Origin of the sequence: Variovorax sp. WDL1, from assembly GCF_001541225.1 — a bacterium.
Lineage (GTDB): Bacteria > Pseudomonadota > Gammaproteobacteria > Burkholderiales > Burkholderiaceae_C > Variovorax.
Window position 1 is genome coordinate 26,366 of the sequence record NZ_LMTS01000255.1, and the last position, 19,452, is coordinate 45,817.

17 protein-coding genes are annotated in these 19,452 nt (G+C 67.0%); 6 read left to right on the forward strand and 11 right to left on the reverse strand.

The genetic code is table 11. The features are described from left to right. From APY03_RS42870 to APY03_RS40795, 6 genes are all read right to left on the reverse strand, one after another. Nucleotides 1–3,650, reverse strand: a 3,650-nt coding sequence (locus tag APY03_RS42870) for an Hpt domain-containing protein (protein ID WP_198161336.1), incomplete at its 3' end; no start/stop codon positions are given. 16 nt (nucleotides 3,651–3,666) lie between these two features. Next, nucleotides 3,667–6,006 (reverse strand): methyl-accepting chemotaxis protein, encoded by a 2,340-nt coding sequence (locus tag APY03_RS31870; RefSeq protein ID WP_068683494.1) that lies wholly within the window; start codon nucleotides 6,004–6,006, stop codon nucleotides 3,667–3,669. Nucleotides 6,007–6,047: 41 nt separating this feature from the next. Next, a complete protein-coding gene (locus APY03_RS31875) occupies nucleotides 6,048–6,575 on the reverse strand; it encodes a chemotaxis protein CheW (RefSeq protein ID WP_068683496.1) in 528 nt (175 codons plus the stop codon). Between the two features lie 29 nt (nucleotides 6,576–6,604). Next, the gene (locus tag APY03_RS31880) at nucleotides 6,605–6,970 is read right to left on the reverse strand and encodes a response regulator (protein ID WP_068683498.1); all 366 of its coding nucleotides are present in this window, start codon (nucleotides 6,968–6,970) and stop codon (nucleotides 6,605–6,607) included. Further along, entirely contained in the window at nucleotides 6,970–7,368 is a 399-nt protein-coding gene (locus APY03_RS31885) for a response regulator (RefSeq protein ID WP_068683500.1), read from the reverse strand. Before APY03_RS31885 ends, APY03_RS31880 begins: the two co-directional genes overlap by 1 nt. Before the next feature lie 78 nt (nucleotides 7,369–7,446). Then, entirely contained in the window at nucleotides 7,447–7,617 is a 171-nt protein-coding gene (locus APY03_RS40795) for a rubredoxin (protein WP_083944691.1), read from the reverse strand. Nucleotides 7,618–7,726: 109 nt separating this feature from the next. Here APY03_RS40795 and thiD point away from each other — a divergent pair, with 109 nt between their 5' ends. Then, nucleotides 7,727–8,686: a bifunctional hydroxymethylpyrimidine kinase/phosphomethylpyrimidine kinase gene (gene thiD, locus APY03_RS31890; protein WP_068683501.1), complete on the forward strand. Its 960-nt coding sequence runs from the start codon at nucleotides 7,727–7,729 to the stop codon at nucleotides 8,684–8,686. 17 nt (nucleotides 8,687–8,703) lie between these two features. Continuing rightward, nucleotides 8,704–9,999 carry a glutamate-1-semialdehyde 2,1-aminomutase gene (gene hemL, locus APY03_RS31895; RefSeq protein WP_068683503.1) on the forward strand — a complete coding sequence of 432 codons (1,296 nt, stop codon included), beginning with the start codon at nucleotides 8,704–8,706 and terminating at the stop codon, nucleotides 9,997–9,999. A gap of 32 nt (nucleotides 10,000–10,031) precedes the next feature. Here hemL and purH read toward each other — a convergent pair whose 3' ends face one another. From purH to dusB, 3 genes are read right to left on the reverse strand one after another with little or no spacing between them, the layout of a single operon-like run. After that, complete coding sequence (gene purH / locus APY03_RS31900; protein WP_068683505.1) at nucleotides 10,032–11,609, reverse strand: bifunctional phosphoribosylaminoimidazolecarboxamide formyltransferase/IMP cyclohydrolase; 1,578 nt, start codon at nucleotides 11,607–11,609, stop codon at nucleotides 10,032–10,034. Nucleotides 11,610–11,613: 4 nt separating this feature from the next. Further along, entirely contained in the window at nucleotides 11,614–11,850 is a 237-nt protein-coding gene (locus APY03_RS31905) for a Fis family transcriptional regulator (RefSeq protein ID WP_068683508.1), read from the reverse strand. A gap of 30 nt (nucleotides 11,851–11,880) precedes the next feature. Beyond that, entirely contained in the window at nucleotides 11,881–12,939 is a 1,059-nt protein-coding gene (gene dusB / locus APY03_RS31910) for a tRNA dihydrouridine synthase DusB (RefSeq protein WP_068683592.1), read from the reverse strand. Nucleotides 12,940–13,105: 166 nt separating this feature from the next. Here dusB and APY03_RS31915 point away from each other — a divergent pair, with 166 nt between their 5' ends. Then, nucleotides 13,106–13,576, forward strand: a complete 471-nt coding sequence (locus tag APY03_RS31915; protein ID WP_068683510.1) for a YqaA family protein — start codon at nucleotides 13,106–13,108, stop codon at nucleotides 13,574–13,576. A gap of 50 nt (nucleotides 13,577–13,626) precedes the next feature. Here the strand turns inward: APY03_RS31915 and ychF are convergent, their stop codons facing one another. Continuing rightward, a complete protein-coding gene (gene ychF / locus APY03_RS31920; protein WP_068683512.1) occupies nucleotides 13,627–14,718 on the reverse strand; it encodes a redox-regulated ATPase YchF in 1,092 nt (363 codons plus the stop codon). A 57-nt stretch (nucleotides 14,719–14,775) separates the two neighbouring features. Then, entirely contained in the window at nucleotides 14,776–15,660 is an 885-nt protein-coding gene (locus APY03_RS31925; RefSeq protein WP_068683514.1) for an MOSC domain-containing protein, read from the reverse strand. A gap of 68 nt (nucleotides 15,661–15,728) precedes the next feature. On the opposite strand from APY03_RS31925, the gene APY03_RS31930 reads away from it, so the two are divergent. From APY03_RS31930 to APY03_RS31940, 3 genes are read left to right on the forward strand one after another with little or no spacing between them, the layout of a single operon-like run. Next, nucleotides 15,729–16,838 carry an FAD-dependent monooxygenase gene (locus APY03_RS31930; RefSeq protein WP_068683516.1) on the forward strand — a complete coding sequence of 370 codons (1,110 nt, stop codon included), beginning with the start codon at nucleotides 15,729–15,731 and terminating at the stop codon, nucleotides 16,836–16,838. Between the two features lie 52 nt (nucleotides 16,839–16,890). Next, entirely contained in the window at nucleotides 16,891–17,637 is a 747-nt protein-coding gene (locus APY03_RS31935; RefSeq protein WP_232081149.1) for a DsbC family protein, read from the forward strand. Then, nucleotides 17,637–19,430, forward strand: a complete 1,794-nt coding sequence (locus APY03_RS31940; protein WP_068683518.1) for a M61 family metallopeptidase — start codon at nucleotides 17,637–17,639, stop codon at nucleotides 19,428–19,430. The genes APY03_RS31935 and APY03_RS31940 overlap by 1 nt, the downstream gene beginning before the upstream one ends. The last annotated feature ends 22 nt before the right edge of the window (nucleotides 19,431–19,452 follow it).

The following is a 19,452-nucleotide window of genomic DNA, read 5'->3' on the forward strand; positions in this document are numbered from 1 at the left end:
GCCACGTCGATCGCATCCTCGCCCTCGTCGAGCGCCACATCGGCGCCGCCGGGACGCAGCATCGCGGCGGCGACGGCAGCCGTCTCGCCGATCTCGAGGGGCATTGGCGATTCCGCCACCTCGCGCAGCGCGCGCAGCGTCGCGGCGGCAGGCTCCTTGAGGAAGCCGGCCGCGAACTGGTGCAGCAGGCGCCGCAGTTCCTCCGCCGCAGCCACCAGCACCGCACCCTGTGCCGGCGTGCCGCCGCGGCCCTGCATGTACAGGTGCTGCAGCGCGGCCTCGAAGGAACGCGCCATGTCCGAAAGCCCCTGGAAGCCGACGGTCGAGGAACTGCCCGCCAGCGAATGCGCCAGATTGATGGAGGACTCCGGCACTTGCCGGTGCGATTCGAGCGCCCATTCGCCGACTTCGTGGGCCAGTTGCCGCGACCACTCGTCGGCCTCGACGAGGTAGACGTTGTAGAGCGCGATGCCGATTCGCAACGGGCCGATCACCTTGACCTGGTCGTCGACGCCAGCCACCGGCGGCATCTCGGCCGGCACGGCTTCCGCGAACGCAGGGGCAGCGAAAGGTGGTTCGGGCAGGGGTTCGAGTTCGGGCTGCAGCTCGGCGGCCGGCTCCGGCAACGCGGGCACGGCGGGCACGGCGGGCGCGGAGATCTGAACCTCCGGTTCGGGCGCCGCCTCCATGCGCGGCTCGACGACGGCTTCTTCGGGCGCGGACTCCAGGCGCAGTTCCAGCGAGAGTTCCGGCAAGGATTCGTGCCCGGGCTCCTCCTCCACCGATGCTTCCTTCAGCAGGGGCACGGGGAGCGCATCGGCATGGGGCGCGACGGGGCGCTCGGCGGCCGGGAAGGGCAGCAATGGCTCGATGCTGGCCTGCGCGGTCTCGAGGAAATCTATCTCTTCCAGCTCGGCCGGCAGCTGCGGCTCCTCCGGCGGCCGCCTTGACCGGTCGTCGAAGTCGAGGAAATCGGTCGAGGCGAAATCGTCATCGCCAGCGGCGGGATGCGCCTGCACCTCGGCGCTCGCGGGTTCGGCCTCGACGGCGCGCGGCGCTCCTGCCGGCGCGTCGAAAGTCAGCGGTCCCAATTCCAGGTCGGGCAATTCCGGCAGAGGCAGGGGCTCGGGATGCGGCAGCGGTTCGGGCTCCGCGTCGGGCGTGACCTTGGCCTCGACCAGGTTCTCCTCGGCTGCGATGTGGCGCGCCGCCGCGACCAGGGTGTCGGCGTCTGCCACGGGCGCGTGCGGCGCGATTGGCTCGCCGGTGCGCAACGACTCCGCGATACTGCAGAACGGCGCGGATTGCCAGCCGTGCGGCTCGTTGGCGGCGATGGCCTCGACCCATTTCGCGAAATCGGTCAATGCTCGGCGCGTGCCGGCAAGCAACTCGGGCGTGGCGGGGCGCTGGTCGGCCAGCCAGGTATTGAGCACCTGCTCGAATGACCAGGCTGCCTCGCCGAAGTCCATCAGCCCGACCATGCGCGAGCTGCCCTTGAGAGTGTGGAAGGCGCGGCGCAGCACGGTCAACTCGCCGTTGTCGTCCGGGCGCGAGCCGAGCGCCGAGACCGCGGCCAAGCCGTTGTGCAGCACCTCGCGAGCCTCGTCAAGGAAGATGTTCTGGAGATCGTCTTCCTCCAGCTCCCGCACTTCGGTATCGGGCAGACCTTCCAGCGGCGCCGGGCCGGTGATCTTGGCTGTCCAGCTCGCGCTCGGACGGCTGACTTCCTCGATCGGCGGCGGAGGCGCCTTGCGTGCCGGCGTCGCCAACGCAGCGAGCTTGGCCGCAATCTGGGCATCGACCTCCTCGACGCTGAGCACGGTGTCGGTGACCGAGACCGGCCCGGATGCCGAGGCGAAAGACACGGGCGGCGCCGCCTCTGGCGCGGCCGCCTCGGCCGCCTGGCGGCCCATCAGCGGCTTGAGCTCGCCGGCTTCGGCGTCGAAAACGAACAGACGCTTCGCCAGTGCTGGCTGGTAGCTCAGCATGTCGATGAGGAAGCCTAGGGCGCCGAGGTTGTTGCCCAGCGGGTCGAAGTCCGAGGCGTCGCTGGCGGATGCCTCCTCGGCCAGCAGGCGATCGACGTTCTCGCGCATGCGTTGCACGGTCTGGGCCGCCTGGTCGAGCCCCAACACCGAGAACACGCCCTTCATCTGCAGCAGCTGCGTCGGCACCGTGCGCAGCAGGCCCTTCTCAGTCGGCCGGCGGAAGAACTGGTCGAGCGACTTCTCGAGCTCGCTCAGATGGCTGCGCAGCTCGCCGACCACGGTACCCATGGTCTGGCGGTCGCTCACCCGGCGGTACAGCTCCTCCATCCATGGCTCAAGCGGCTCCGAGCGGCCGCCATCCCGCGCGCGCTCGATACGCCCGGCCAACTGGACGGTACGCGCCGTGAGTTGGCGATCGTGCGGGTCGAGGTCCTCGAAGGCGGCCTCGAGGTAGAGCACCGACGTCGCGACCTCCATCGCCAACTCGGTGGCAGGCGGCCGGCCCGAGCGTATCGAGGCATCGACCGCGTTGTTCAAGGCCTGAACCATCGGCAGGCTGGGCGGATGCAACTTCTGCAGCGACTCGCCTAGCTGCGCAAAGGTGTCGGCCACCTGGCGCGTGCGCGACACGTCGCCACCCGAGAGTGCCGACCACATTTCCTTCGCGGTCTCGATGCGCTTGCGCGCCTGTATCAGCACCTGCGGTTCGAAACGGCCGAACTGCTCGATTGTGTAGTCGACCTTCTGCTCGTTGGCCACGCCCCAGGCGACGCGCACCGCACGCAGGGTGGCTGCCTCGTCGCCCGGGCCGGGCACAGCCTGGGCACAGAAGAACAGCAGGTCCTGGCCGAGGCGGTCGGAAACGGTGTTGTCACCGCGGGCCAACGTGGCGTATTGCAGCAGGACGCGGGATGCGGCGCGCTTGACGTGGGCGTCGGCGGGGATCAACGCCAGTGCAAGCGCTTCGAAGAAGCCGGCCGCCAGCGTCCAGAAGCTCGCCACGCGCGGCAACGAGGCGCCGCGGCCCAGGCTCAGACAGAGGGCCTGCAGCCGACGTGCAGCCTGGTCGTCGCCGTTCTTGACGATCTTGAGCACCTCGCGGTCAAGCTTGGAGCGCACCGCGGGGTCGTACACCATCGCCGTCTGGGTGGGCGAGGGCTTGATCTCGGCCCAGCGCCAATTCATGTCCCAGAGGTCGGCCGGGTGGACGCGCTCGTTGCCCACCAGCTCTAGCACGTCGCGATACTGCGGGAACAGCGCCACCGAGGACACGGTCTTGCCCGCCAGCTGCGCGTTGAGGAAGTCGGCGACAGCGAAGCCAGCGCGATCGATCTTCTGGGCTGCGGCCTCAGTGCAGCGCGCCGGTTCCGAGATGAAGCTCTGGACGGCGAACTCCATCGCCCCCAGCACCAGCGCAGGGGCCGGGTGGCCTACCATCTGCAGTGCGCCGACGGCCTGGTGCAGTTGCTGCCTGGCCAGGCGCAGCGGTGCGGTGTCGGCTTCAACGCTGCCTCCGCCCTCTCGCGCGAAGCGCTTCAGCGTCTTGCTGGCATTGTCGAGCGACTTCTGGATCTCTCCGAGCACCCAGGCCAGCGGCCCGAGATCTTCATGGGCCGGCGCGTGACCGGCTTTCGGGGCGGTGGCGGGGCTTTGGATCGACACGTTGGATGCTCGGGGTTCAGGCAATCTTGAAGCGGGCCACAGACTGGCGCAGTTCCTCGGCCATGTGTGAGAGCTCGCGCACCTGCTGGGCAGTGGTGCGCGTGCCTTCGCCGGTCTGCTCGGTCACGGCGAAGATGTGCTGGATGTTGGCGGCGACCACGTTGGCAGAATCGGCTTCGCGTGAAGCGGACTGCGAGATCTGCTCGATCAGCTCGGCCAGCCGGCGCGACACGCGGTCGATCTCGGACAGTGCAGTACCGGCGTTATCAGAGAGCTTGGCCCCCTCGACCACGCCCTGCGTGGAGCGTTCCATGGCGCCGACCGCGTCCTGCGTGTCGGTCTGAATGGCCTTCACCAGTGCCGCGATCTGGCGCGTGGCGTCGGCGGAGCGCTCCGCCAGTCGCTGCACTTCTTCCGCCACCACCGAGAAGCCGCGGCCGGCTTCACCGGCGGACGCGGCCTGGATGGCGGCGTTCAGGGCCAGCACGTTGGTCTGTTCGGTAATGTCCGAGATCAGCTCGGTGATTTCGCCGATCTCCTGCGACGATTCGCCAAGGCGCTTGATCCGCTTGGAGGTTTCCTGGATCTGGTCACGGATCGAGTTCATGCCGCCGATCGCGTTCTGCACCGCCTGCAGGCCGGAGGACGCAGCCTGCAGCGACTGGCGCGCCACCGTTGCCGATTCCTGCGCCTGGGAAGACACGCCGTTGATGCGCTCCGCCATGGTCAGCACCGACTGGCCGGTCTCGCGGATCTCCCGAAGCTGCTCGGTGGAGGCCGCCAGCAGCTCGGTCGAGGTGCTTTCCACCTGCGAGGTGGTTTGCGCCACGCGCGTGGCCGTGTTCTGCACGTTGCCCACCAGCAAGCGTAGTTCCTCGACCGTGTAGTTCACCGAGTCGGCGATGGCGCCGGTGATGTCCTCGGTCACGGTGGCTTCCTGGGTCAGGTCGCCCTCCGCCACGGTCTGCAGTTCGTTCATGAGCCGCAAGATGGCCGCCTGGTTGGCGGCATTGACGCGGCCGGCGTCCTCGCTGGCGCGCTCGGCGGCGATCCGCTCGCGCTCGGCGGCCAGTGCCCGCTCGCGCCCCTCGCGCACCTGCACGAAGCCGATCGCACCTGCGAGCGCCAGGGCGGCCAGCGACAGCACGAAGAGCATCACCACCGTGCCGGCGCCGAGGCCGGTGCGGGCCGAAAGCTTCTCCTGCAGATCGCTGAGCGAGGTGCGCAGGGGTTCGCTGTCGGCCAGGATCGCAGCCTGCGCCTCACGTGCAGCCACCAGGCCCTGCAGGTTTCCGAGGATGGCGCCCGCCTGCGTCCGGGTCTGTTCATAGGTCTTGAGGATCGTCTCGAGCTGCTGGCGCGTCTGCGCGTCGCGCGTGCCCGGCAGGCGCTGCTGGGCATTGCCTTCGAGCAGGCCGCGGGTGACTTCCTGGAAGGTGTTCAGGTCCTTGCCCAGCAGGAACACGGCATCGGGGCTCACGCCTTCGACAGTCAGGAATTCGTTGGCCGACTTGCCGATGCGCTGCGTCAGCATCACCAGTTGGCCTGCGGCGGAAATTTCGGGCAGCGTCGCGTTCTGCTGCATCTTCAGCGAGGCCACGGTCTCGGTCATTTCGAGCAGGTCCGAGGACTGGCGGTTGATATCGCGCAGCGCGGTGCCGACCTGGGTCAGGATCTTCTGTTGCGCCAGCACAGCCTTGGCGCTCTTGTCGGCACGCTCGACCAGCGGCGTAATTTTGGCGAGCTCTGCTTCGTACTGGGAGCCCACGCGCTCCAGCTTGAGCGCATCGTCGCCGTTGGCAAGACCCTGCACGCGGCGCGTCAGGTCGTCCGAGCTCTCCTTCACCTCCGTGAAGGCCGGTACGTTACCCACCAGGGCCTGTGACACCGACTTGGCCAGGCGCTGCGATTGCATCAGCGATTGGCCGGTGGCGGCCACCTGCTGCGCCAGCCGTTCGGCGCGCAGGATGGCGGAGCCAGCCACCAGCAGCAGGAGGAGCACCACGGCGGCGAGCACGATCGCCAGCACGCGCTGCTGGCGCGCGGGATTGGAACGAAGCGAGCCTCCGCCGGCAGCCGGCTCAGAGGGCGCGGCGCCGGGGCTTTCGGCCAGGACGGGGTCGTTGTCGATCGCGGCGGCAGGGGATTGGTCGTTGGCAGCGTCCATGGCGAGAACCACCGTCTCAGGTGTCGGATCGGGCGTCGAATCGCGTCGGATCCGCACCGTCTTCTCCTCGGGCGGTTGCAGGGTTTCGCCGCCGTCCATCGACAACGTCGACCCGCTGTCGACACGCATGGAGGCATTGTCGCCGCCCGCGGGCAGGAATTTCTTGAACTTGTCGGCGATCGAGCTCACGGTCGGTCCTTCAGGTAAGTGGTCGGTGCAAGGCGCTGCGCTCAGGCGCCGATACTCAAAAATTGCGGTTGCTGCGACAGGGCCTGCAGGTTGATTTCCTGCCAGCGCTCACCGGCCGCGTCGGTGTAGGCGTGCCCCAGCCAGGAAGGCGCGTCGCCGTCGGGCGGCTGCGATGCGGTGAAGGCTTCCACGCCGCGCAGCCCCACCAAGCGGTCGATCAGCAGGGCGCAGTTGACTTCCAGCATTTCATTGAGCGCCACCAAGCGCGACTGGGCGCGTGTCGCGTCGCTGCCGGTGGCGGCCTCACCGGATGCGAAGGTGGACAGTTGCACGATCCCGTACAAGCCACCGCGCAGGTTGGCGACGCCCAGGAACCAGGGCTGTGCGTACGGCACCGCTTGCGGCGGAGTCCAGGGAAAGATCTCGCCGGCATGCCCGAGCGGAAACAGGTATTTCGCCTCGCCCGCCTCGACGGCGAGCCAGGAGGCGGACACACCCGAAGTGCGCGCCGCCTGCAGGCGACTGGCGAGCCGGGACTGGAAAGCGCGTAGAGCGTCGCGGTTAGCCATGTACGGGGAGGAAGAAAAAGGCCGCGCGGTCAGGCCAGCGCGCTGATCTTGGCGATCAGTTCGGCCGCATTGACCGGCTTGACGATGTAGTCGCGAGCGCCCTGCCGCATGCCCCAGAGCCGATCGGTCTCCTGGTTCTTGCTGGTGCACATGATGATGGGCACCGACGCGTACTGCGGGTTGCGCGCGATCGCGCGTGTGAGCTGGAAGCCGTTCTGGCCCGGCATGACGATGTCCATGAGGATCAGGTCGGGCTGCTCTTCCTCGAGGCGGCGCATGGCGTCCTCCGCGTTCTCGGCAGTCTTCACCGAGAAGCCATTCTTCTGGAGGAGATCGGTCAGGAAGATCAACTCCGTCTTGGAGTCGTCGACCACGAGCACTTTGCGAATAGCCATTACTGCACTTCCTGCGAAACGACGCCGAACTGCTGCACGGCCTGCAGCAGCTGGTCTTTGGTGAAGGGTTTGGTGAGGTAGTCCTGGGAGCCGACCATGCGGCCGCGCGCCTTGTCGAATACGCCATCCTTGGAGGACAGCATCACAACCGGGACGCTGGAGAAGTGGGCGTTGCGCTTGATGATGGCGCAGGTCTGGTAGCCGTCGAGGCGCGGCATGAGAATGTCGCAGAAGATCAGGTGCGGCTTATGGTCGTTGACCTTCGACAGCGCGTCAAAACCGTCCTCTGCCAGCAACACCTCATGGCCGCCTTGCTTGAGAAAGATTTCGGCACTGCGCCGGATGGTGTTGCTGTCGTCGATGACGAGAACCTTGTAACCGGATCCATTCGAGCTCATTCTCGCCGCTCCTTTGTGACACTCTAAGACCGAAACGCCCCTCGCGGGGCGCAAGAAGCACGGCCCCTATGCCATGCTTCAGATTTCAACCATCTCGAAGTCTTCCTTGCGCGCCCCGCATTCAGGACAGGTCCAATTCATCGGAACATCTGCCCATGCCGTGCCTGGCGCAATACCATCTTCGGGTACCCCCACCGTTTCGTCATAGATCCACCCGCAAATCAGGCACATCCAGGTTTTCGTGTTCATCGCAGCTTAAAGTCCCTGTTCATAGAATGCAACGATCGTATCCAGACGTATCAAAAAATCGCGTGATAAGCGTCTCGGATACGCCACCATTTGGTAGGCCCCGCTGCACATGACAACTTACTTATTACCAATGGAGCAAGGCTACAAAGTGAGCGATCTTACCGACCCCACCAGCGACGAAGTCAGCGCGGAGAGCGAACCGGCCCTGCCCTGCGTGCTGGTCTTCAACGCGAGCGACCCCAGCGGTGCCGGCGGCCTCGCCTGCGACGCGGTGGCCATTGCCTCGGTCGGTGCTCACATGCTGCCCGTCGTGACCGGCGCCTACGCGCGTGACACCTCCGAGATCTTCGACCACTTTCCCTTCGATGAGGAAGCCGTCGCCGAGCAGGCGCGCACGATCCTGGAGGACGTGGAGGTCCAGCTGATCAAGGTGGGCTTCGTGGGCTCCCCCGAGAACCTCAGCACCGTGGCAGAGACAGCAACCGACTACCCCGAAGTACCCGTGGTCGCCTACATGCCCAACCTGTCCTGGTGGGAAGACACGCAGATCGAGGCGTATCTCGACGCCTTCCGCGAGCTGGTGCTGCCTCAGACCACCGTGCTGGTCGGCAATCACAGTACGCTGTGGCGCTGGTTGCTGCCTGACTGGGCCGGCGAACGTCCGCCCAGCGCGCGCGACATCGCACGCGCTGCGGGCGAGATGGGCGTGCCCTACACGCTGGTGACAGGAATGGTGCTGCCCGACCAGTATTTCGACAACGTCCTGGCCTCGCCGCAGTCCGTGCTCGCCAGCGAAAAGTACGAGCGGCTCGACGCCGTGTTCGCCGGCGCCGGCGACACGCTCTCCGCCGCCCTGGCTGCACTTCTGGCCAGCGGCACCGACCTTGCCGCCGCTGCCACCGAGGCGCTGAGCTACATGGACCGCTGCCTGGACGCAGGTTTCCGTCCCGGCATGGGCCATGTGTTGCCCGACCGCCTCTTCTGGGCCCAGGCCGAGGAGGACGAGGAGAATGACGACCCCCTCTCATCCATCGATCTCGCCCTGCCGCCACACGACACCCGGCACTAGGTCCCCTCGCTGACGCCATGCAAAACACCGATCCCAACGACACCCTCTTCGAGCGCGCCCGCGCCGTCATCCCTGGCGGCGTCAATTCGCCGGTACGTGCCTTCCGGGCCGTCGGCGGCACGCCGCGCTTCGTGAAGCGTGCCCAGGGCGCCTATTTCTGGGACGCGGCCGATCGACGCTACATCGACTACATCGGCTCCTGGGGCCCGATGATCCTCGGCCACGGCCACCCGGCGGTGGTCGAGGCGGTGCAGCGCGCCGTGACCGAGGGCTTCTCATTCGGCGCGCCCACCGAGCGCGAGATCGAGCTCGCCGAAGCGATCCTCGCGCTCGTGCCTTCGATGGAGATGGTGCGCCTCGTGAGTTCGGGTACCGAGGCTGCGATGAGCGCGCTGCGCCTGGCTCGCGGCGCTACCGGCCGCAAGTACATCATCAAGTTCGAGGGCTGCTACCACGGCCATGCCGATGCATTGCTGGTCAAGGCCGGCTCCGGCCTCGCGACCTTCGGCAATCCGACCTCGGCCGGCGTTCCGCCCGAGGTGGTGCAGCACACGCTGGTGCTCGAGTACAACAACCTCGCGCAGCTGGAGGAGGCCTTCACGTTGCATGGCCACGAGATCGCGGGCCTGATGATCGAGGCCATCGCGGGCAACATGAACTTCGTGCGCGCGAGTGCGGCTTTCGCGCAGCGCTGCCGCGAGCTCTGCACGCAGTATGGCGCGCTGCTCGTGTTCGACGAGGTCATGACCGGATTCCGCGTTGGCCTGCACGGCGCCCAGGGCGTGCTGGGGGTGCGGCCCGACCTCACGGTGCTGGGCAAGGTCATCGGCGGCGGCATGCCGCTCGCCGCCTTCGGCGGCCCGCGCGCGATCATGGAGCAGTTGGCACCGCTGGGCCCGGTCTATCAGGCCGGCACGCTATCGGGCAACCCGGTGGCAACGGCCTGCGGCCTCGCTACGCTGAAGGAGGTGGCGAGGCCAGGCTTCTTCGACGCGCTGTCACGGAAGACCCGCATGCTGGTCGACGGCCTGAAGGCCGCCGCGCAAGCGGAAGGCGTGCCTTTCAGCGCCGACAGCGAAGGCGGCATGTTCGGCTTCTTCCTGCTCGAGCAACTGCCGCAGAACTACGCCCAGGTCATGGTCACGGACAACGCAAGATTCAACACGCTCTTCCACGGGCTCCTGGCACGCGGCATCTACATCGCGCCGGCGCTCTATGAGGCGGGCTTCGTGAGCGCGGCTCACAGTGACGAGGATCTCGCGGCCACCATCGAGGCCGCGCGCGACATCTTCAAGACCTTGCCGCGCGCATGATCTCGAGCTGAAGCACTGCTTCTCCAGTCCGCTCAGTGGCGGAAATGGCGAACGCCCGAGAACACCATCGCCACGCCGCGCTCGTCCGCGGCATCGATCACCTCTTGATCGCGCATCGAGCCGCCGGGCTGGATCACGCAGCTCGCGCCGGCGTCGACCACCACGTCCAGCCCGTCGCGGAACGGGAAGAAGGCATCGCTCGCCACTGCCGTGCCCGACAGCGACAGGCCCGCGTGCTGCGCCTTGATGCTCGCGATGCGCGCCGAATCGAGGCGGCTCATCTGGCCCGCGCCGACGCCCATGGTCATGCCGTCGGCGCAGAACACGATGGCGTTGCTCTTGACGTACTTCGCGACCTTCCAGGCGAACAGAAGATCCTGCAACTGCTGGGGCGTTGGCTGCTTCTTCGTCACCACCTTGAGTTCGTCGATCGACAGCTCGCGGTTGTCCGCCGTCTGCATGAGCAGGCCCGAGCCGATGCGCTTGACGTCCACCAGGTTGCGGCCTTGTTCCCAGGCCGTCTTGCCGCCCGGCGGTAGCGCGATCTCGAGGATGCGGACGTTGACCTTGCTCTTGAACACCTCCAGTGCCTCGGGCGCATAGCCGGGCGCCATGAGCACCTCGACGAACTGCCTGGAGACAGCCTCCGCGGCGGCGCGGTCCAGCGGCCGGTTGAAGGCGATGATGCCGCCGAAGGCCGAGGTGGGATCCGTCTTGAAGGCCTTGTCATAGGCCTCGTGCGCGTCCTTGCCGATCGCCACGCCGCAGGGGTTCGCATGCTTGACGATCACGCAGGCCGGGGTATCGAAGCTCTTCACGCATTCCCAGGCCGCGTCTGCGTCGGCGATGTTGTTGTAGCTGAGCTCCTTGCCCTGCAACTGCTTCGCGCTGACCAGCGAGCCAGGCGCCGGGAAAAGGTCGCGATAGAAGGCCGCCTGCTGGTGCGGATTCTCGCCATAGCGCAGGTCCTGCAGCTTGACGAACCGGCCGTTGCTTTGTGCCGGGAACAACGCATGCGTGCCGTTGTCCTGGAGGCCTGAAAGATAGTCGCTGATCGCGCCGTCGTACTGGCTGATGCGGTTGAAGGCCGCCACCGAGAAGGCGAACTTCGTCTTCTGGCTGAGTTGGCCTTCGGCCTTCAGTTCCGCAAGCGCCTGCGCATATTGCGAGGCGTCCGTCAGAACACCGACGTCCTTCCAGTTCTTCGCGGCGCTGCGCACCATGGCGGGCCCGCCGATGTCGATGTTCTCGATCGCGTCGTCGAGCGTGCAGCCAGGCTTCGCGACCGTGGCCTCGAAGGGATAGAGATTGACCACCAGCAGGTCGATGGTGTCTATGCCCTGCTGCTCGAGCGCCGCCATGTGGGCGGGCACATCGCGACGCGCCAGCAGCCCACCGTGCACCTTGGGGTGAAGTGTCTTCACCCGGCCGTCGAGCATCTCTGGAAAGCCGGTGAGCTCGGCCACCTCGGTGACGGGCAGGCCGGCATCGGCCAGCAGCTTGGCGGTGCCGCCGGTGGACAGGAGCCGGATGCCCAGCGCATGCAGGGCTTGCGCGAATTCGAGGATGCCGGCCTTGTCGGAGACGGAAATCAGTGCAGTCAGTGCCATGTGGCTATTTCAGGAGTTTGTGTTCGACCAGCTTCTTGCGCAGCGTGTTGCGGTTCAGGCCCAGCCATTGAGCGGCCTTGGACTGGTTGCCCTCGGCCCGCGTCATCACGACGTCGAGCAAGGGCTTCTCGACCACGCGCACCAGCATGTCGTACATGCCGTCGGGCTCGGTGCCACGCAGATCGCGGAAGTAGCTGTCCAGGCTGCTTCGCACGCAGTCTTCAATGTGCTTTTTGCTCATGGCCCTCTGCTCTGCATTTCTTTGTTGATTTCATGCCAACGCGTCGGCCTGCTCATCGCTGGGCGTTCGCGCGCTGCCGCCTACGTTGGGCGGAATGCGGTCCATCTGTGCCGCCAGCACATCGAAGAAGTCCGCCACCGCGCGCCACTGCGTCTCGCAATCCTCGATGGCATTCATCTCGCTGCGGAACCGCTGGCCACCAGGCAGGTCGCGCACGTACCACCCAATGTGTTTGCGCGCGGTGCGCACGCCGCTGTAGTCGCCGTAGAGCGCGTAGTGCTCCTGCAGGTGGTCGAGCATCAGGCGCCGCACCTCGGCCACCAGCGGCGGGGCGAGATGCGTTCCGGTCGCGAGGAAGTGCGCGATCTCGCGAAAAATCCAGGGCCGCCCCTGTGCAGCGCGGCCGACCATCAGCGCATCGGCGCCAGTGAGCGCCAGCACATCGCGTGCCTTCTCGGGCGAGTCGATGTCGCCGTTGGCGGCCACCGGCACGCGCACCGCCGACTTGACCGCGGCGACGGTGTCGTACTCGGCCTCACCCCTGTACCCCTGCTCACGCGTGCGGCCATGTACCGTGAGCATGCGCACGCCGGCGTCTTCGAAGCGCCGTGCCAGCGCAACCGCATTGCGGTGGTCTTCGTCCCAGCCGGTGCGCATCTTGAGCGTGACCGGCACGTCGTGCGGCGCCGCAGCACGAACCACTGCTTCGACGATCTCGACCGCCAGCGGCTCGTCGCGCATCAATGCGGAGCCGGCCCACTTGTTGCAGACCTTCTTGGCCGGGCAGCCCATGTTGATGTCGATGATCTGCGCGCCCCGCTCGATGTTGTACTGCGCAGCCTCGGCCATCATGGCGGCATCGGTGCCGGCGATCTGAACCGCGATGGGTCCCGGCTCGCCGTCATGATCGGCGCGGCGCGAGGTCTTGAGCGAGTTCCACAGTTCCTTGCGCGAGGTGACCATCTCGCTCACGGCATAGCCGGCACCAAGCTCGCGGCACAGCATGCGGAAAGGCCGGTCGGTCACGCCCGCCATGGGTGCGACGAACAGACGGTTCTCCAGCACGATGTTGCCGATCTGCAGGGTCATGGAGGAAGTGGCGAGCGCCGGGAGGCTGCTGAAAAATGAGGCACGATTGTAGCTGTGCCGCGAGGCGGCCGCTGCAATGATTTGCACTATTGCGGGTGCGGCAGTCGACGCTTCGATCTATACGTCCGCGCCGCATATGGCTGCATGTTTCTATACTCCAGCGCACATGCAAGCCTGGCTCGACTCTCTACTTGCGCTTCTTGCGCTGCCGCAATTCGGGCTCAGCACCCTTTTCATCGCCGCGTTCATCTCGGCCACGTTGCTGCCGGTCGGCTCCGAGCCGGCGCTGTTCGGCCTGCTGAAGCTCAACCCCGAACTGTTCTGGCCAGCCGTCGGCGTTGCGACGGCGGGCAACACGCTCGGGGGCATCGTGGACTGGTGGATCGGCTACGCCGCGCACCAGGTGGCAGACAAGTACTCGCACTCGAAGCACCACATGCGTGTGCTGACGTGGCTCGAAAGACTGGGACCCAAGGCCTGCCTGCTGGCATGGCTCCCCTTGGTGGGCGATCCGCTTTGCGCAGTTGCAGGCTGGCTCAAGCTTTCCTTCTGGCCTTGCGTGCTCTACATGGCCATCGGCAAGTTCCTGCGCTACGTCACGATGACGGTGGCACTTCTCTACATCTGGCCGAACTGATCTGCCCTCAGCTCACCCCAGCTTGTCGAGGCAATGAACAGTGATCATGTTCAGCTGCTGAACAGGAAGTTCATCACGTCCCCATCCTTGACGACGTATTCCTTCCCTTCCGCCCGCATCTTCCCGGCATCCTTCGCACCCTGCTCGCCCTTGTAGGCAATGTAATCGGCGAACGAAATGGTCTGCGCGCGGATGTAGCCCTTCTCGAAGTCGGTATGAATCACACCGGCCGCCTGCGGGCCGGTGTCGCCGATGTGGATCGTCCACGCGCGCACCTCCTTCACGCCGGCGGTGAAGTAGGTCTGAAGGCCCAGCAGCTTGTAGGCGGCGCGGATCAAGCGGTTGAGACCCGGCTCGTCCTGGCCGATCTCGGCGAGGAACATCTTCCTGTCCTCCTCGTCCATGTCGGCCAATTCGGCTTCGATCTTGGCGCTGATGGCGACCACCGGCGCGTCCTGCGCCGCGGCGTACTCGCGCAGCCGGTCCAGGAAGGGATTGTTCTCGAACCCGTCCTCGGCCACGTTGCCGACGAACATCGCGGGCTTCGCGGTGATCAGCGAGAACTGCTTGATCAGCGGCTTGTCTTCCTTGCTGAACTCGACCGTGCGCACCGGCTTGTTGTCGTTGAGCGCGGCCTGGCATTTCTCGAGCAGAGCCACCAGCTTGATGGCCTCCTTGTCGCCCGAGCGCGCGGTCTTGGTATGACGTTGCAGCGCCTTCTCGACGGTGGCCAGGTCGGCCAGGCACAGCTCGGTCTGGATCACCTCGATGTCGGAGATGGGGTCGACCTTGCCGGCCACATGGACCACGTTTTCGTCCTCGAAGCAGCGCACCACGTTGACGATGGCGTCGGTTTCGCGGATGTGGGCCAGGAACTGGTTGCCCAGGCCCTCGCCCTTGCTGGCGCCGGCCACCAGGCCCGCAATGTCGACGAACTCGACGATGGCCGGCACGACGCGCTCCGGCTTCACGATCTCGGCCAGTTGGGCGAGCCGCGAATCGGGCACCTCGACCACGCCGACATTGGGCTCGATGGTGCAGAAGGGATAGTTCTCGGCCGCGATGCCAGCCTTGGTCAGGGCGTTGAAAAGGGTGGACTTGCCGACGTTGGGCAGGCCAACGATGCCGCACTGGAGACTCATGGCGGGACTTTCAGGATGCTTTGGGGAAGCGCGGATTTTAGGCGCGCCGCTTCACCCTCACTCGAAGCGCAGGTTGGCGCCGACCGGCTGCCCGCGCCGGAGCATGTGCTCGATGCCCTGCAGCACGATCGCGTTCATGCCGAAGGTGATGGCACCGTCGACGCGCGGATCGGCGCGGTAGGTGCGCAGCGTGTCGCCCACCGCGGGGCTGCTTTGGGCCGTTGCCGGGTCGATGTCAGGGATCGGGCAGCGCGAGCAGGGCTTCACCGGCTGCAGGCGGGCCTCGCCCTCGCCGGTGCGCACGTGCAGCAGCTCCACACGGTCCTCATCGTGCGCCTCGAGGCCGGCCAGCACGATGTTGGGGCGGAAGCGCTCGATGCCCACCGCCGCGTGGCCCTGCGCGGCGAGTCGCGCATTGAGCTCGGTGAGCGAACCCTCGCTCGCCACCAGCAGCGGATAGCCATCGGCGAACTGGTTCTGCGCCTCGATGCCGCCAGTCCACTTCAGGCTCGACAGCCGCTTGTGCTCGGGGTCGAAGCGCACCAGCCGCAGCTTCTGGGGGCGGCCGGGCTGCGACAGGAAGTCGCTGAACCATTGGGCCGCAATGTCGCCCATGTCGTAAGCGGCCACTTCGTCCTTCCAGACCCGCACGCGTACCGGCTGCTCGACCCGGTCGAAGGCGATGTGCAGCGCCAGCATGCCGGGGGCGCGCAGCACCATCTCCGAGTGCTTCATCTGCGGACGGATCAGCGCCATGCGCGGCAGCTCGCGCTGGGTGACGAACACGCCCGCTGCGTCGACGACCATCCAGGCGCGATCGAATTCCAGTCCGGTTTCGGTCAGCAGCGCCTCGGGCAACTCGACGCCGGCACAGGATTTGATCGGATAGACGAAGAGGCGGGCGATGGTCGCCTGCAGGTCGAAGTCGGGCGGAGCGGTCACGGGGAATCCTTGGCTGAAGCGGGCGATTGTCCCGCAGGTCGGCCGCAGCGGACTCCTACAATGCCCCGATGGCTCTTCCTCCCGAGGTTTGCATTCGCGGCGCCGGCATCGTCGGCCGAACGCTGGCGCTGCTGCTGGCGCGCGAGCGTGTCCGCGTCGCCCTGGTGGCGCCCGCAGCAGCGGCCGAAAGGGAGGATGTCCGCGCCTATGCCCTCAACGCGGCCTCGAAGGCCCTGCTCGACACCCTGCGCGGCTGGCCCGATGCGCCGCATGCCACGCCAGTGCGCGAGATGCTGGTGCATGGCGACGAAGGCGGCCGCGTGCACTTCCATGCGGCGCGGCAGAAGGTAGAGGCGCTGGCCTGGATCGTCGACGTGCCCGCGCTGGAGCAGCAACTCGCCGACGCCGTGCGCTTCCAGTCCCGCATCGAAGTCGTGGTCGAGCCGGTGCAGGCGCCGCTCACGGTGGTCTGCGAGGGCCGCATCAGTGCCACGCGCGAAACGCTCGGCGTGCGCTATGGGGTCACGCGCTATCCGCAGCACGCGATCGCCGCACGCGTGGTCGCCGACGAACCGCACGACAACGCCGCACGCCAATGGTTCAACGACCGGGGCGAGGTGTTCGCGCTGCTCCCGATGAGCGGCAAGCAGCTCGCGCTGGTGTGGTCGGTCGACCAGTTGCGCGCGCCGGAGCTGCTCGCGCTGGCGGCCGAGCAGTTCAACGCCGCCTTGCACGAGGCCAGCCACGGTGCGCTGGGCTCGCTGCGCCTGGTCAGCGATCGCGCGTCCTGGCCGCTGCAGCGCGCCATCGCAGACCGCTGGACCGGCCGGCTCGCCGACGGCAGTGCCTGGGCGCTGGCTGGCGACGCCGCGCACACGGTGCATCCGCTGGCGGGCCAGGGCCTCAACCTGGGCTTGGCAGATGCTGCAGCCCTGGCGAAGGTCATCAAGGATCGCGACTACTGGCGCAGCGTGGGCGACGCGCGGCTGCTGCGCGCCTACGAACGCTCGCGCCGGGCCGAGGTCATGGCCATGAGCCTCGCCACCGACGGCCTGCAGCAGCTGTTCGCGCACAGCGCCGACCCGCTGCCTGCCCTGCGCAACTGGGGCATGCGCGGCTTCGACCGCACGCAGCTCATCAAGAACTGGGTCGCCAGGCAGGCCATGGGCCTGGTATGAGCCCCACGGCCGCTCCGAAGGCGAATACCGCAGCCGAAGGCGAAGGCAGCCCATGAATTCCGCAAGCAAGACCACCACCATGAAATCCGTACCCACACTCGCCGCATTCCTCGCCGCGCTGGCGCTTGGCTGCCCGCCGGGTGCCACGGCCGGCGAAGCCGAGATCCGCCAGAACCTCGCAGCGCGCATCCCTCAGTTCGCCAAGATCGACGAGATCCGCAAGGCGCCGATGCCGGGACTCTACGAAGTACGCATCAACGGCTTCGAGATCTTCTACACCGACGAGCAGGGCAACTACCTGCTGCAGGGCAACCTGATCGACGTCAAGGCGCGCCGCAACCTGACCGAGGAGCGCGTCGAGAAGCTCAGCGAGGTCGCCTTCGACAAGTTGCCCGTGAAGGATGCCTTCACGATCGTGCGCGGCAACGGCAAGCGCAAGCTCGCGGTGTTCGAGGATCCCAACTGCGGCTATTGCAAGCAGTTCGAGCGCGACCTGGCCAAGGTCGACAACGTGACCATCCATCTCTTCCTCTACCCGGTGCTGGGCCAGGACTCGGTGACCAAGTCGCGCAACATCTGGTGCGCCAAGGACAAGGCCAAGGCCTGGGCCGATTGGATGCAGCGCGGCATCACGCCCGAAACGGCCGAGTGCGATACCGCCGCGCTCACGCGCAACCGCGAGTTCGGCCAGAAGTACAACATCACCGGCACGCCCACGCTGATCTTCAGCAACGGCACGCGCGCCCCCGGAGCGATTCCGGCGGCGCAGGTCGAGAAGCACCTCGCCGCGATCAACTGATGGTCGCGGCGGCCATCCACTACCGCGTCGAATGCGCGGACCGCAACGCGCACCTGTTCGCCATCACCCTGCGCATCGAACGGCCTGACGCAGATCAGCGCGTCTCCCTGCCGGTGTGGATCCCGGGCAGCTACCTGGTGCGCGAGTTCTCGAAGAACCTGCAGCAGCTACAGGCCAGCCAGGGCCGGCGCAAGCTGGCCGTACAGCAGCGCGACAAGCACAGCTGGCAGATCGACTGCGCACCGGACAAGCCGCTGGAGCTGCGCTACCAGGTCTGCGCCTACGACAACTCGGTGCGCACCGCCTGGCTCGACAGCGCGCGGGCATTCTTCAACGGCACCAGCCTGTGCCTGCGCGTCGAGGGCCAGTCCGACGGGCCGCATGCGATCGAGATCGTCTCACCCGCGCTCCAGCCGGACGAGGAACGCTGGTCCTGCGCCACGGCCCTGAAGCCCGTCAAGACCGATCGCCAGGGCTTCGGCAGCTACCTCGCCGGCGGCTACGACGAACTCGCAGACAGCCCGGTCGAGATGGGCGCCTTCTGGAGCGCCGAGTTCGAGGCCTGCGGCGTGCCGCACCGCTTCGTCGTCGCCGGCGCACCGCCCTCCTTCGACGGCGAACGCCTGATCGCCGACACGCGCGCCATCTGCGAGACGCAGATGCGCTTCTGGCACGGCGCCAAGGTCGGCAAGCGCGGCGGGCCGAAGCCGCCGCACGACCGCTACGTCTTCATGCTCAACGCGGTGGACGACGGCTATGGCGGTCTCGAGCATCGCCATTCGACGGCGCTGATCTGCACGAGGCGCGACTTGCCGCAGCACGGGCTCAAGAAGCAGGGCGATGGCTACACCACGCTGCTGGGCCTGGTCAGCCACGAATATTTCCATACCTGGAACGTGAAGCGCCTGCGGCCGGTCGAGTTCGAACGCTACGACTACGGCCAGGAGAACTACACGCGGCTCCTGTGGCTCTTCGAGGGCTTCACCAGCTACTACGACGACCTCCTGCTTCGCCGCGCCGGTCTCCTGGACGACGCAGGCTATCTGCGCCTGGTCAACAAGACCGTCAACCAGGTGCTGCAGGCACCGGGCCGGCATGTTCAGTCGGTGGCGCAGGCGAGCTTCGATGCCTGGGTCAAGTACTACCGGCAGGACGAGCAGACCGCCAACACCACGATCAGCTACTACACCAAGGGCGCGCTGGTCGCCCTGTGCTTCGACCTGACGCTGCGCGCCGAAGGCAGCGGCTCGCTCGACGACGTGATGCGGCTGATGTGGAAGCGCAGCGGCGGCGGCCCCGTGGCCGAGGCCGACTTCGCCGCGGCGCTGGAAGCCGTCGGGGGCCGCTCCTTTTCGGACGAGATCGCGCGCTGGGTCCACTCGACCGAGGAGCTCCCGCTGGCTGAGCTGCTGGGCCGCCACGGCGTCGCCGCGAACGACGACCCATCCCAGCGCGCGCAGGAACTGGGCCTGCGCGTGGCGGAGTCCGGCGGCAGCGTGCAGGTCAAGATGGTGCTGCGCGGCGGCGCGGCCGAGCAGGCCGGCTTCTCGGCCAACGACGAGTGGATCGGCATCGAGCTGGCCGCCGCCAAGGGCCGTCCGGCACAGGGCTGGCGCATTGCGCGGCTCGATGACCTCGCGCTCTACCTCGGCGCGCTCAAGAAGATCACCGCGCTGGTGGCGCGCGACCGGCGCCTTCTGCGGCTGCCCCTCACGCTGCCCACCGGCGTCACGACCCTGCGGCTAGCCGTGCAGGATGCCGCGAAGCTCGCGCTGTGGCTCGCGCCGCGGTAAAAGCGGCGACGAACCGTATCCG